The following is a 13,136-nucleotide window of genomic DNA, read 5'->3' as shown; positions in this document are numbered from 1 at the left end:
TGGTGATCCAGTGGGGGAACAGGTCGCGGCTGTAGCCGGTTCTGGAGTGCTCGGCCGTGGCGCTCATGGAGGCGAGGTAGGAGCGGGCGGTGGCGGCGCTGACCGGGGTGGGCAGAGCAGCCTGTGCCGGGGTGGTACCGAGAACGTGAGGGCTGTGGTGGCAGCTGCCACGAACGTGGCAACGATGCTGCGGCGGGCATTGGTGCGCATGGGCGTTGTCTCCCAGGGTGAGGAGTTGAGGGGGGTGGGCTCGCGCACATCGTGGCCCTGACCGGTTTATGCGAGTAGAGCACACACAGTGAAATTCCCATGACAACACGTCAACACCCACACCGCCCGTAGCGGCCGCGTGTCGACACCCGCCCAGATTCGAACGGCCGTATCATTCTGGGCATGGCCGATTACGCCTTCCCCGGTGACCTGGTGACCGCGCAGCAGGAGCTCCACCACGTCCGCGCCGAGCTCTCGGCGCTCCTTGCGAAGCTTCCGTGGTCCGTTACGCCTGAGGCCGGGTTCCGGGACACCAAGGAGGACGGCTACTGGCACACCCGCGAGCGGCCCGACTCCCCCGGCTGGAGCCAGGAGGAGCAGGCCCAGGTCGCTGCGCTGCGCAAGCGGCAGCTGGCCCTCGCCGAGGCCGTGGTCACCCACGACTTCTGGACCACCCTCAGCGGGCCCGACCGTGTCGCGGCACGCTCAGCGATCAAGCACCTGCCCGACGATGCTGCCACGGCCCAGCCCGCTGGCACGTGAGGTGTCCCGCGGGCTGCCGTTCAGAAGCAGTAGGGCCCCGGCAAGGAAGGCTGGTCGGCGTGACCGCACCGCTCCGGTAATCGGGTCCGTCACCCACAGGTGGCTCGGGCCGCTGGCCATGAAGCGGCCGTTGACCTCGGCGGGAACGGACGGTGCGGCGGGAGGCAGCTGGCCGCTGGCGTCCGTTCCGCCTGTTCTCGCCCTACCGCACGGAGCCTGAGGTGTAGTCCTCGGGAGCGCGGGGCGCGTTGGGTCCGGCCTCGGCGTAGAGCTGACGGATGGCCAGGACGAGGTCGTGGTGATCTGCCAGATCAACGTTGTCGCTGTCAATGGCGTAGCCGATAAGACTGAACATCTGGTGGACCAGCTGGGAGTGTCTGACAGAGGTCAGCGGGGCCGGCTTGGGGGCCATGAGGTCCGGACCGGGGTCCATGGCGGGCTGCGGCATTGCGGCTTGCGCTGCGCGATGGGCTTCCTCGGCGGCCACCACTTCGACGAGGCGGGCGGGCCAGGCGGTGCGGACCGGGACCGGGTCGGGCTCACCGGCGCGGCGGGCGTGGAGCACCGCTACTTGATTGGCCCGAGTGACCTTCGGGCAGGTGTCGGCGCGCTGCTGCAACCCCGGGACGGCGGCCAGGCGCCGGGCGAGAGCGACGATCTCGATGGAGTGGTCAGCGGCCCAGCGCTGCTCGGCCTTGCGGTCGCGCTGGGTCCGAGCGGCTTCAACCCGGTCGCTCTGGGTCAGTGGATGGCCGACGATCCCGTCGAGGTCCCGGCGCAACTGCAGGTACCGGCGTTCGGCCGACTGCCGGCTTCGCACTTCCAAGGCCGGGGCGAGGCGCGCCCAGGTGATGTTCTTGCGGCGGGCGGCGGCGATCAGCCGCCCCTCGTCGATCTGGAGTTTGTCCCGCAGGGCGCGCTGGACCAGGAGGGCCGCGAGCAGGTCGGTCTCCGTGAGGTCGCCTGGGGTGTCGTACTCGATGAGTTCAAGAATGCGGTCGTACTTGGCGGCGATCTCCGTCACTGTGCCGGTGTGCTCCAAGGCTCGAGGTATACGGGCCAGTTCCCCCATCCAGGAATCCGGGTCCGGGGCCTGCGGGGTCTTTAGATGGCTCCAGGCGTCGACGCGGTGGATTTCCGCTTCCCGCCGACACAGCGGTGTCGTCTTACGGACGACATTCTTCGTCGTCTGTAAGACGACGCTGTTTGATTCGGGCACAGGAATCTCCAGTAAAAAATTGGGGAGGGTGGGTTATTCGCTGCTGTCGGCAGCGGCGTCCCGGTCCTGGCGCGGAGGCTTACGCCGGCGCCAGGCCTTGACCACGGCGCTGGCCATGGCCCCGGTGGCCAGCACCAGCACACCAGCGACGTATTCGGGCCACGCATCGCTCATGAGGTGATTCAACATTGCAGTTCAGGGCGCATGTGAGGTGCGCCGACTCCTTCACAGTGGGGCCGGGAGAACGCGGGCGCTCCCGGTCGGGCAAGCAGGCCGCATCCCTGTCGCGACCCGGGCCACCGGACCGAGCCCCGCCGCCCCACGCTCGGGTGCGGGCCGGAACGGGCAACGCTGCCCGGTGCCGCCGAACATTCTTAGGCCACGGGCGCCTGCCTTACCGCCGGTTACAGAGAAGCGAAGGGTGGCGAACCATAGCGAATAATCAGCTTGTCCCGAAATGCTGGATAAGAGGTTCTTCGAGTTACCCGGCACACAAATGGAATTGACGCCTCACCACACACTCCGGGTACTCCCGCTTGCCGGTCCAATGTCCGTGCGTGGCCTGCCAGCTCCAACTGCGGCGCCAGTAGCCGTTGCGCTGCAGCCCCCTCCTTGAAGGAGCGGCGCAACCTCTACCGCCCGGACTCAGTTGGCCATGACGAGCATGGTGGCTACCTTGCAGCTGCGGACACACCCGCTGAGTGGCTACTGCTCCTGGGCGCGGGGCCGAGGATGACGCCGCGTCCGGCGTAGAAGCGATCGAGGTCCGGCCAGGGGACGTGGGCGAACTGTTGGGAGTGGCCGGGGAATCCGGACGGGTTGTGGATGACCAGCGCCTGGGGTGTGGTGCCGACGGCCAGGACCAGGTGCCCGCCGCGGCGCGGCGGGGCAGGGTCGAGGATCCGGATGGAGGGGTGTACGGACAGCAGGGGCAGCCGTCCCTCGAGGAGATGCTCGGAGAGTGCAGCCGCGGGGAGGTCGGGGCCAGATTCGGCGTGCAGATCCCAGCGCTGCTGGGCGTAGGCGGCGAAGGGGGCGTAGATCAGGCCGTCGACGCGGTCGGGGTGGCGGATGTAGGCGCCGGCATCCACGCACTCCTGCGCGAGGGAGACCGCGGGCGGGACCTGGCCGCGCCAGTGGTCGAGGGCCATGCGCAGGCAGGCCATGCCGCACAGCCGCCAGGACCAGAACTCATACTCCTCCGGGCTGGCCGCCCCGGACTTGGGCCAAAGCGGGTCCTCGCTGGCACGCGTGGTGCCCGCGATGATCGCGCGCACCAGCTCGGGCGATTCCCACTGCGCGTAGTACGGCACCGGGTGAACGATCGAGGAGCTGTTGGTCATGGGCCCCAAGTCTGCCCGGTTTCAGGGCAGGTAGCGGGGCTTGGTGAACGCAGTCTCAAGCACGTGACAGATCAGGTCCGGGTAGGTGATGCCGACCGCGGCCGCCATGGTGGCCAGGTTCCCCCGGTGGGAGAGGCCGGGCAGGGTGTTGCTCTCCAACATGGCGGTGCGGCCGCTGGGGGTGACCATGAAGTCCACCCGGGAGAGGCCGTGGGCGCCGATCATGCGGTGCGCGCGCAGCGCGTCCCGTTGGAGGCGGCCGGTGATGTCCTCTGGGAGGATCGAGGGGCAGTGCTCGGTGCGCTGGGCGGGGTCGTGCTTGGCGGTGTAGTCATAGAACTCCCGGTCGGTCTGTACATCCAGCACCGGCAGGGTAGTGAGCTTGCCGTCGATCTCCAGCAGGCCGACGGTGCACGGGCGGCCGGTCACGTACTCCTCGACCATGTACTGCTCGTAGGGGTGCTCGCGGGCGGCTTGGAGCAGCTCGATCATCTTCGCCTGACTGTGGACGACGGCGGCATCCAGGCTGCCGCCGCCCGAGCTGGGCTTGAAGAACACCGGCCACCCCAGGGTGAGGTGCACCGTGGAGGCCATCGCCGCGGGCGACAGTGCCGGGTTGAGGCCCAGCCACCGCGGGGTGTCCAAGCCCTCGGATGTCGCCAGCTGCTTGAACGTCGGCTTGTGCATGCCCACCGCGGAGGCCAGCACACCGGACCCGGTGTAGGGGATGCCGACCGTTTCCAGCAGTCCCTGGATCTTTCCGTCCTCTCCCCCCAGGCCGTGCAGGCCCAGCAGCGTGTGCGGGTCGGTCTCGACAACTCCGCGCGCCCAGCCGACTGCCCCGGCTCTGGCAACCAGATCCCGGCCGCACAGGCATGGAACACGATGTGGGAGCTGCGCCGGCTCACCGCCGTCTTCCGCGCAGGGCGACGCACCCTCGTGCAGGACCGGGAGCTGGTGCGCACCGGCGGCATGCTCTCCGTTGTGCTGGCCTGGCTCGCCCACGACCTCGGCGACACCGATGCGGCGCAGGCCTTCGCCACCGACGCCCGTCACCACGATCTCGCGGCCGAATCCGGCATCTTGTGTGCCTGGGCGGACGATGTCGCCGCGACGGTGCACCTCTACGGCGACCGGCCCAAGCATGCTGCCGAGTGCGCTGCTCGCGGACTGGCGGCGGCCCCGCCCGGCACCGCCGCGCATGTCCGGCTTGCAGCCCAGAGCGCCCGTGCGCACGCCCGCGCCGGTCACTCCGACCAATTCGCCGACAACCGCCGTCTCGCCGAGCAGCTCGCCGGAGCGCTTCCCCTGCACGCGTCCGGCCTGTTCTCCGCCGACCAGGTCCGGGTGCTGTCCTTCGAGGCCACCAGTTACCTCGCGCTCAGCCGACCGCGGCAGGCTCTGACCGCAGCCGAGCAGGCCGTCGCCCAGTACCGGCGAGGCCCGCACCTGTCTCCCACACGGGCTGTGATCGCCCACCTCGACCTCGCGGCCGCGCACGCTTCGCTCGGCGACTACGAAGCTGCCATCGAGGCCGGTACCCGAGCGCTGGACGCCCCCCGACCGGCCGACGCCATCACCCGCCGGGCCCGCGACCTCGCCAGCTCCCTCAACTCCACCACCGCACCCTCGTCAGCGCGCGACTTCGCCGCCCGCCTCACCACCTGAACACTCGATTCAGCAGGTTCTCGCCCTTGCCCGTCGACGGCGCTGCCGCGCGGCCGTCGCTGGACAAGCCGGGTTCCAAGCCGTGCTGTGCTCGACTGCTCGCCAGTCAGCGCGGGTTCAAGGTGGGTGCTGGGCACGGTGTCGAGACGGGCGGCGACGGTGAGTTCAGCACCGGAGAGCTGGGAAGACGGCCGTCCGCATGGACTGGACAGGCGATTCCTAGCCGGTGCCACGGTGCGTCCGCCGTGGCGCTCGGTACGTCAGAGGCGGTAAGCTGTGCGCGATATCCAGACGCAGAAAGGCCCCCGCTTGCGGGGGTCTTTCTGTTTGTGCTGGTGCCGGAGGTCAGTCCTCGACTGCCTTAAGGGAGTGCCGACGCGCGGTGAGATCAGTGACGGGCGCCTTGCGGCCGCGGGCTCGCCGCTTCTTCTCCTCGTCATGCTCGCGGATCCGGCGCTGGTAGCGCTCCTCGAAGTCGGGAACGTCCAGCCGGTCCTCGCGGGGCATCTCCTTGATCGCCACTAGTTGTTCCGCGGGGGTGCGGAACCCGGCGATCATCGGGTTGAGGCGGTAGACGCCCTGTTTGATCCTGAAGATGAGGCTTGCGAAGCCGAGGTGTTGCATGCCACGCGTGATCAGCGTGCGGTTTATGCCGAGGGCCTCCGACAGCTCCTCGTGCGTGCAGACGCAGCGTCCCCCTGGCTCTTGGTTGGCGAGCAGGTGGAGCAAGACCGGGTACGCGGCAGAGTGCATTCTCGGCACGTAGTCCAGGGCGTTGAATGATCCCCAGACAAGTTCACGGGGCTGTGCGTCCGGCACGCTCACGGCTGCTCTCATCGTCACTTTTCTTCCAGGTCTTGAGACTTTCGCCGAGCCCTGGGCGGCGGCGGTGGCAGGGTCGGGTCGGGTTCCGCGAGCTTCCTGAACGCCTTGGGTACGTCCGGGTCATTGACAAGTTCGGTGAGAAGGCTGAGTTGGTCAACCCTCTCTCCCTTGCGTCGGGTGCGGCGGCCGACTGTCGGTTCCGCGGGCTCTGCGGGCTTAGTCCCGCCGCGTAGGGAGCCGGCGGGGTTGAGCTGATAGTTCCCGCGCTGGCGCATCCACACCACGCCGAGGCCGGCCAGCTTCCCGAAGACCCTGGTCACATGAGGGCGACTGATGTTGAGTTCGGCACCGATCGCCTGTTGGGTCAGGCGGATTGTTCCTCCGACCTCCTGGCTTCCCATGAGGAAGACCAGGATGCGCAGTCCCGCCAGGTCGTTATGGAAGTACTTGGCGGCCCAGCGCAGGAACTCGAGACTGTCCATGGTGAAGGCGCCGCCGATGAACCCGTCGCTGGTGACAGGCGGCTCGACGGTTGCCCGGTAGCCGGGCGGGAGCTCGACCGCGTTGGGCTGCGGCATGCCACCAGGGGCGTCGTACGGGCTGGGCGGCGGTGTGCGCCGCCGACGGGCAGGTTGCCCGTCGGGAAGCCGCCCGCGGGCCGGCTCCTCATGAGGTTGTGCCGACATGGCGTTGGGGTGCTCCTCAAGATCGATACCCAGACGGATGGCACCCTAGCAATTGTGCTCATGGGTAACAAAGATGTGAGCGGATGGCACTTTTGGCGCGTCGAATGTGCGCTGGGACGTACCTTCGGCATCTCTGTGGCCGTGGACGACCGTAGGCATTTCATCCTGTTTTTAGGCTGAGTCCGGCACATACTCAACGCAGGGTTCGTGAGCCTCGACCGATCAAAGTTGTGCCAATGAGTCACAAAACTCCGACACACAGCACGTCCCAGCGCACATTCACCGGGCCCGAGTGTGCGCCACGGCGTACATTACTTACGGGTAAGAAGTGCTCTGACCAGGGGAGAACTTTGCGCCTAACCCCTTCTAGAGCGCGTGCGCGCGCGCGTGATACCTGCAGTCACCCTCTTAGGTCAACCCAATGTGCCGTGTACCGGCTCCACTGGACCTCAGGTCTCTGGAGGTGCATCGTCCCACCGGGGCGATCGGCGGTGGCGCGCCCGCTTTCATACCCGCATCACCACCGCTTCGTCATCAAGCGCACCACTATCCCCGCGCAGTGCGAGCCGGTGTGCGGCTACGCCACGCGCGCAGCCGCAGGGGGCTCCTCCGCCCCCGCCCCTTGCATCCGTATGGCCGCTCCCTGCGCTTGGGGGACGGTCTCGGTTCCTCACGTACGGCGCATAGTTGAGCAACTGCCGCGGAGTCGTGGCCTCTGCCGAAAGTCGGTCACCACGGCGAGCCTGCACCTGTCGAGTACTGCTTAACGCCTTACCTCAGCCACAACAGTGCCTCGGCCATGCCTTTCCGGGGGCAACTGCCCAGTGAGGGCGCCCTGCGCCCGAGGGGTGCGCGCCTGCCGCGGAGCGGTGGGCGCGCAGGGCAGGCGGCAGTGGAGGCGGGTCCAGCGCCGCCTGGGCGCTGGCGGGGTCCAGGGGCAGCGCCCCTGGGATGGACGGTCCGCACGAAACGAGTACAAGACCATGGTGATGGAGAAGGGCTGACTCACAGGGACGACACGATGCGTGCAGGACCTAGGCGGATCTAAGGCTCACTGGCCAAACGAGGATTTATCGCAGGTGGTCGACGTGGATGCTGCCGAGTACCGGGTGTGGGTGGCCGGAACACATGAGACCCGTCGACGGCGTGAAGTACGACGGCGTGGCCACCGAATACCTGGAGCCGCCGCCGGTGGTGGAGCATGCCCTCACGAGCCCGGCGTCCGGCTGTAGCTCCCCTGTTCGGCGCTGCTGCCGAACTGGACCCAGTCCCCGCCGGGCGGACTTAGATCGGCGTGTCAGCCGAACATGCCGGTTACAACCGACACCCCGGGCACCCCTGAGGGGATGGGACGCACCTGCGGCGCGAGCGCGGTCCAAGCCGTGCGTGCGGCCGGGTCCTCTGCGATTACCACCTGATGGGGGCCGATCTCGACCGCCACCCCCGCGCCGGGATTTCCCACGTTCCATCCCCATCCGGAGTAGATGGGAATGAGGTCACGCCTGCCGGTCGCCAGCTTCGCTACCACCAACCGGTGCCCTCCATCGCGGAATCGGTTCAGCAGGGAGTTGCACAGCAGAGCACCCATCCCCCTCCGGCGATGGTCCGGATGTACTGCGAGGACGTCCAGCAGCCCGATACGCCTGGCGATCTCCTGTTCGGACACCTGCAGTCCGGGCAGGAGGACGCCGATACCCGCCCCCGCCACCACGCCAACGACCTCTTCGTCGGCCTCCGCGACCAGACCCACACCGAACCGGTTCACCGGGGACGGTTCCGACAGGTACAGGTCCAGGGTTTCCGGGTTGTCCTGTTCGATCACCCCCTGCAGCAGCTGCATGGCCTGTGTCAGGTCAGCGCGCCTCAGGGGGCGAACCCTCGCGGCGGTCTTGGGTGCGGCCGGCCGGGCACGGTGTTCGGCCCGGCGGCGTGAGGCTCTTCCCATGGCCCAGATGGTGCCACGGGCGTGTAGAGCGAGGCCCACGAAATGAACAGCCGCAGGGCTTCAGGCCCTGCCCGTACCTACACGGGCAGAGCTGGCGGTTAGTCGTCTCAGACGAGGTTTCGTGATGCGATCAGCCGGTTGGTTAGCTCTACCGTGGCGAGGTACCACCAGAAGATCCAGTCAAGGAACGCCTCGTCGTAGTCGCCGCGCTGGTCGGTCCGGCGGTGGCGCAGGTCGTAGCGGTTGGCGATCTCAAACAGAGCGCCTTCGTCGGGCTTCCCGACCTGCTCCTTGATCAGGGCGCGGCGTTCCTCGAGGATGCCAGCGAGGGCGACGATCGCCGACCTCTTGCTCTCGGCTGACGTGTCGCGTCCCCTGAAGAGCGCGATGGCGTGACGGATGCGTGTGGTGATGTCGGGGACACTGTCGTTGAGCGCGCGGTGCACCAGGTGGCTTCGGGCGTCGTCGGTGACGGCGACCAGGCGCCCGAGGTCCTCGCCTTCCGCGGCGAGCTCATACTCGATGTCCGCCGAGCGCAGGAGTTCATTGACCTTCCACCGGTACAGGGTGCGTGCCGGGCCGTTATGGAACTCCGAGTGGTGCCAGCCGCAGGCGTTGTAGGAGTGGAAGCGCCGCATGCGGGGGCGGCTCACCAGGTCGTGGAACACCTCGAGCAGCCCGTAGAAGGTGTCCTCGTCCCACGTCTCCGGTGCAAGAGGCCACAGATCAGGGATGCCGAGACGCCTGTCGATCACCGCGGAGGCATCAGGCAGGTCATTGGGGTCGTCGATGCACTCCTCCCCAAACACCTCAACCAAGTAGCCGTTGTCCGTGAACTCGCCGATGAGCCGCGCGAAGTCGCGCCGGGTGTCTCGCGGGGTACTGCCGTCATGGGAGAGCCCACTACCGCGCCGCTGTGGCCAGTACGGCCGCGGTGCGGCCGCGTGCCTGAGCTCGGATGCACGGTTGATGAGCTCAGCGAACCAGTCGTGCTGGTCTATCCCGGCCCGTTGACTGCCCCACCCGGTGCCAGTGGTTGCCCAGGGATCGTCCGTTCGCCCGCTGTGGTTAGGCAACTCCTCGAAGTCTGCCACCGCAGTTGTGCCGGCCAGGGCCTCCGCCATGAGCCATATCGCACGATCCTCCCAGGAGGAGCTTGTGGATCGGAGGATGCGTTCGCCCTCGGACACGAACAGCGATGTGGGCCATAGGAGTTCGTAGTTGCTCAGGTCCAGACTCACGGCATCATCATCACTCATCAGTGACCCCGGCCAGACCCTACGCGTTGAACATGGCAACGCGTCCATGAACATCCGTCCCCCCGGCGGACACGCGAGTAAGGCCCGAACCACACGCGGGTCCGGGCCCACTGCTGCTCGCGGATCTACAGGCGTCGGCTCTTCGCAGCCGTGAAGGCTAGCGGGCTGGCTGATCATCGTGGCTGCGAGGCGTGCCCGGCCGGGCACCTGTGCACACGCGACCGCGGCTGATCGGCAGGTTGGCTACGGCTGAGGTCATGGGCGGTGGTCCGGGCGGGAAGTGTTCGTGGCGTCCCTCGATCTGGCCGTCCGGATGACGTTGGACGGGCAGGCAGCGCCCTTGGGCTTAACGGCGGGTGACGGTGAAGCCGCTGTCGTTGACGGCGTTGGTCCACACCTCGCGGTCGAACCACTTGGTGATGTCCGGCTGCATCTCCGTGAGGGTTTGCATGCGGCCCTGCCAGTCATGGCCGACAGGGCCACGGCTGCCGTCGCATCCATCGCAGCCGTCCTCTGCGTGGATGTGGCCGGCCATCCAGGCGTTGACGGCGACGTTGAGGATGACGGCGTACAGGTCGCCGCCGGTCCGGGCCAGGGCGTCCGGCACGCTCGCAAGAATCAGCGCGAGCTCAGGGTTGTCCAACGGCGGCAGGGGAGCCTGCCCCACGCCTTCCTCGCTGCTGCTCTCCTCAAAGTCCCGCGCACTCTTCGCGAGGCTCTCGGCGAGCGCGGCCGGCTCGAAGTACCTCCAGGCCGATCGCACCTGGATACCCAGCCGGTCGGCCACCGTGCGGTTCGCCGCGGGGCCTCAGGATGGCCAGGTTCTCGCGTGTGCGGATGACGGCGCGTGCGATGGCCACTTGGCCTGTCTCGCGCATGGCATCGCGCAGCAGGACGTAGGGCCGGGCGGCGACCGGCCTGTGGCACCGCCACTGAGCAGTGATCGCATCTCCCCGAAAACCCGCAGGTCGCGGCGTCCGCAGTGCTCGCAGCGGGTGAGAGGCAGAGCTGCGCGGCGGCGCGGCCGACCGTGTGAACGCCGGGTATGGCCCCCTCCGGAAATTCGAATCCGAATACTATTTTCTGCGTGGCAAGGGGCACCTACGGCTTCCCTGACGACCTCGCAAGGCACAGGAGGAGCTGGTGCAGCCGCACGCTGGAGCCGCAGCGGACGCCACTGTTACGCGGCCAGCCCGGGCGGCTTGCAGCACCCCGCCGCCACTCCGCCGTCATCCGTCGCACGGGGTGCCGATGCCCAGCACAAGATGAACAGACCGGTACATTTAATGCTCGGGGTGAGTGCCTGGTGGCCGCGGGGGCACCTTGGAAGACGAGGCAGATTCAGGGAGATCCGCGTGCCGCTCACGACCGCTGCGACACACCTGTCCGCGCGTCCGTACACGGACGGCGACCAGAAGGCGGTGCTCGATCTGATCAACGCCGATCGGCTGCCCGGGCAGCCCGAGACCAGGCCAGGGATGCTTACCGAGGCGCTGGCAGGCCGTTCCCCGGTGGACAGCGGCTGGTGGGCCGAGTTGGATGCGCCGGTCACGGACGTGCTCCAGGACAGCGGCGGCCAGGTGCTGGGGGTCATCTCCTACGCGACACGGCCGAAGGACGGAGCCGGACTCATCCTGTGGCTCCACTGCCTGGAAGAGGACCAGGCCCTCGCTGGGGCGCTGATCGATCGGGTCCATGACCGGCTGGGCCGGCGCACCGTCTACGCCTTCGAGTTCGCCTCCGCCCTCTCCCTCGGGCTGGAGGGCCTACCAGTGCGCAACCGTCCCGCCACCCATAGGGCCCTGGAGGCCGCGGGGTTCTCCGGGGAAGACCTGTGGCGCTACATCCACCGCCGCCTCGACCAGGAGGAGGCGGCGGGCACGGGCGGGCCGCGTCTGTACCCGGTCGCGGAGGTCGCGCCGTGCCATGAGCGGGACGGCTGGCAGCTGACCCTGCGTGACACCGACGGCACCCCGGCCGGTGAGGCCACTGTCGGCCGCCCGGTGGACGGGGTCGGGGTGCTGTGGTGGATCAGCACCGAGGCGGCCCACCGCCGCCGAGGGCTGGGCCGCGGCCTGCTCGCGCAGGCGTTCCGAGTTCTGGCCGATCACGGCGCGCGGGAGGTCATCGCCTACGTCGATGACGACGCCCCGCCCGGCGACCCGGAGCGGAACCGCACCGCGGCCAACCGCCTCTACGACGCGGCAGGCTTCACCGAGGTCGACCGCCTGTGGTCCTTCACCCACCGACCCTGACCGGTGCCCCTCAGTCCACCGCGGCCCCCGAAGGCCGTAGCGGGTCTTGGGGGACTGGCGTCGGCCGGTCTCAACATCATGGCGCACCCGGGCACGCTGTTCTTCGTCGGATTCCCGCCCCGGCGGGCACGCATCCCGCTCCCTGCGGCTCAGGACGGTGGTATGCGGACCGACTTCAGTGCGGCGCGGGCGTACGCGGCCATGTTGTCGTCGGCCGACGCCGCCAACGAGCTGCTCGCCGTCCAGGACCAGCACGGCATCGGATCTCGGCAGGCGAGGCTGCGGCACGGTCTTTCGAGGGCGGGCGACTGGGCACGTCGTCGAGGGGACCATCCCCGCATGCGCGGGGAACAGATCCTCGCCCTGTGCATGCGCGGCATCAAGCAGGGACCATCCCCGCATGCGCGGGAGCAGACAGACACGCATCTGTTGACAGATGCGCATCTGAGACCATCCCCGCATGCGCGGCCAGCAGCCTCTGGCGCGGGCCCGACCCGCCCACCCTTCGGGACCATCCCCGCATGCGCGGGGAGCAGCTACAAAACGAACGGCTCCATCGCTCATAGTCGGGACCATCCCCGCATGCGCGGGGAGCAGGCCGTGGTGGTCTTGCCGACACCACCCTTGTTGGGACCATCCCCGCATGCGCGGGGAGCAGGGCTGTGCCCAGGCCGAGTACGACGACATCGAGGGACCATCCCCGCATGCGCGGGGAGCAGTACCGGGTGGCAGTGGTCATACCCCGGCGGGCGGGACCATCCCCGCATGCGCGGGGAGCAGCGGATCGCGTCGCCGATGATCTCCTTCACGGCGGGACCATCCCCGCATGCGTGGGGAGCAGAAGCCGGGCTCCTTCCAGTGGCGGACCCAGGTGGGACCATCCCCGCATGCGCGGGGAGCAGAGGTCTCAGCGCCCCCGCGGCCCCAGGCGGTTGGGAACATCCCCGCATGCGCGGGGAGCAGTCATACGGGCGCCCGATCGCGCGCACCCGCTGGGGACCATCCCCGCATGCGCGGGGAGCAGCCGGCGAACGTCCACCCACCGAGCTGCTGCCCGGGACCATCCCCGCATGCGCGGGGAGCAGACTTCGCGACCTGGGGCTTTATCGCGGGACAGCACGGGTTTCGAGCACTATCGTCGAATCCGGCAAGAGGCATGAAGAGAGCATTTAGGGAAGTATCA

General features: G+C 68.4%; 13 protein-coding genes and 1 CRISPR repeat array. Of the genes, 3 read left to right on the top strand and 10 right to left on the bottom strand.

Annotation, left to right across the window (positions count from 1 at the left end; translation table 11 throughout):
* The first annotated feature begins 393 nt into the window (after positions 1 to 393).
* Entirely contained in the window at positions 394 to 753 is a 360-nt protein-coding gene (locus ACTWQE_RS31790) for a hypothetical protein (RefSeq protein ID WP_443332553.1), read from the top strand.
* Between the two features lie 202 nt (positions 754 to 955).
* Here the strand turns inward: ACTWQE_RS31790 and ACTWQE_RS31785 are convergent, their stop codons facing one another.
* The 4 genes from ACTWQE_RS31785 to ACTWQE_RS31770 all read right to left on the bottom strand — a co-directional run bounded on the left by ACTWQE_RS31785 (position 956) and on the right by ACTWQE_RS31770 (position 4,002).
* Complete coding sequence (locus ACTWQE_RS31785) at positions 956 to 1,972, bottom strand: hypothetical protein (RefSeq protein ID WP_443332552.1); 1,017 nt, start codon at positions 1,970 to 1,972, stop codon at positions 956 to 958.
* A 33-nt stretch (positions 1,973 to 2,005) separates the two neighbouring features.
* Positions 2,006 to 2,146: a hypothetical protein gene (locus tag ACTWQE_RS31780; protein WP_443332551.1), complete on the bottom strand. Its 141-nt coding sequence runs from the start codon at positions 2,144 to 2,146 to the stop codon at positions 2,006 to 2,008.
* A 497-nt stretch (positions 2,147 to 2,643) separates the two neighbouring features.
* Complete coding sequence (locus ACTWQE_RS31775) at positions 2,644 to 3,315, bottom strand: C39 family peptidase (RefSeq protein WP_443332550.1); 672 nt, start codon at positions 3,313 to 3,315, stop codon at positions 2,644 to 2,646.
* 21 nt (positions 3,316 to 3,336) lie between these two features.
* Positions 3,337 to 4,002 (bottom strand): D-alanine--D-alanine ligase family protein, encoded by a 666-nt coding sequence (locus ACTWQE_RS31770; RefSeq protein ID WP_443332549.1) that lies wholly within the window; start codon positions 4,000 to 4,002, stop codon positions 3,337 to 3,339.
* Here ACTWQE_RS31770 and ACTWQE_RS31765 point away from each other — a divergent pair.
* Positions 3,997 to 4,983 (top strand): XRE family transcriptional regulator, encoded by a 987-nt coding sequence (locus ACTWQE_RS31765; RefSeq protein WP_443332548.1) that lies wholly within the window; start codon positions 3,997 to 3,999, stop codon positions 4,981 to 4,983. The genes ACTWQE_RS31770 and ACTWQE_RS31765 overlap by 6 nt on opposite strands.
* Before the next feature lie 345 nt (positions 4,984 to 5,328).
* On the opposite strand, the gene ACTWQE_RS31760 is transcribed toward ACTWQE_RS31765, so the two are convergent.
* The 6 genes from ACTWQE_RS31760 to ACTWQE_RS31735 form a co-directional block, all read right to left on the bottom strand.
* Positions 5,329 to 5,820 (bottom strand): hypothetical protein, encoded by a 492-nt coding sequence (locus tag ACTWQE_RS31760; protein WP_443332547.1) that lies wholly within the window; start codon positions 5,818 to 5,820, stop codon positions 5,329 to 5,331.
* Positions 5,821 to 5,822: 2 nt separating this feature from the next.
* On the bottom strand, positions 5,823 to 6,494 hold the full coding sequence (locus tag ACTWQE_RS31755; protein WP_443332546.1) for a helix-turn-helix domain-containing protein: 672 nt from the start codon (positions 6,492 to 6,494) through the stop codon (positions 5,823 to 5,825).
* Between the two features lie 1,297 nt (positions 6,495 to 7,791).
* Complete coding sequence (locus ACTWQE_RS31750; protein ID WP_443332545.1) at positions 7,792 to 8,334, bottom strand: GNAT family N-acetyltransferase; 543 nt, start codon at positions 8,332 to 8,334, stop codon at positions 7,792 to 7,794.
* A gap of 212 nt (positions 8,335 to 8,546) precedes the next feature.
* Positions 8,547 to 9,698 (bottom strand): hypothetical protein, encoded by a 1,152-nt coding sequence (locus ACTWQE_RS31745; protein WP_443332544.1) that lies wholly within the window; start codon positions 9,696 to 9,698, stop codon positions 8,547 to 8,549.
* Between the two features lie 346 nt (positions 9,699 to 10,044).
* Positions 10,045 to 10,485: a hypothetical protein gene (locus tag ACTWQE_RS31740; protein WP_443332543.1), complete on the bottom strand. Its 441-nt coding sequence runs from the start codon at positions 10,483 to 10,485 to the stop codon at positions 10,045 to 10,047.
* On the bottom strand, positions 10,388 to 10,642 hold the full coding sequence (locus ACTWQE_RS31735) for a Ku protein (RefSeq protein ID WP_443332554.1): 255 nt from the start codon (positions 10,640 to 10,642) through the stop codon (positions 10,388 to 10,390). Before ACTWQE_RS31735 ends, ACTWQE_RS31740 begins: the two co-directional genes overlap by 98 nt.
* Positions 10,643 to 11,053: 411 nt before the next feature.
* Here ACTWQE_RS31735 and ACTWQE_RS31730 point away from each other — a divergent pair, with 411 nt between their 5' ends.
* The gene (locus ACTWQE_RS31730) at positions 11,054 to 11,953 is read left to right on the top strand and encodes a GNAT family N-acetyltransferase (protein ID WP_443332542.1); all 900 of its coding nucleotides are present in this window, start codon (positions 11,054 to 11,056) and stop codon (positions 11,951 to 11,953) included.
* Positions 11,954 to 12,399: 446 nt separating this feature from the next.
* Positions 12,400 to 13,038: direct repeats of the CRISPR family, unit length 29 nt; unit sequence GGGACCATCCCCGCATGCGCGGGGAGCAG.
* Positions 13,039 to 13,136 lie beyond the last annotated feature (98 nt).

The organism is Streptomyces sp. 8N706, assembly GCF_052245415.1.
Lineage (GTDB): Bacteria > Actinomycetota > Actinomycetes > Streptomycetales > Streptomycetaceae > Streptomyces.
The sequence above is the reverse complement of the archived record's forward strand: the minus strand, read 5'-3'. Positions and strand labels throughout refer to the sequence as shown.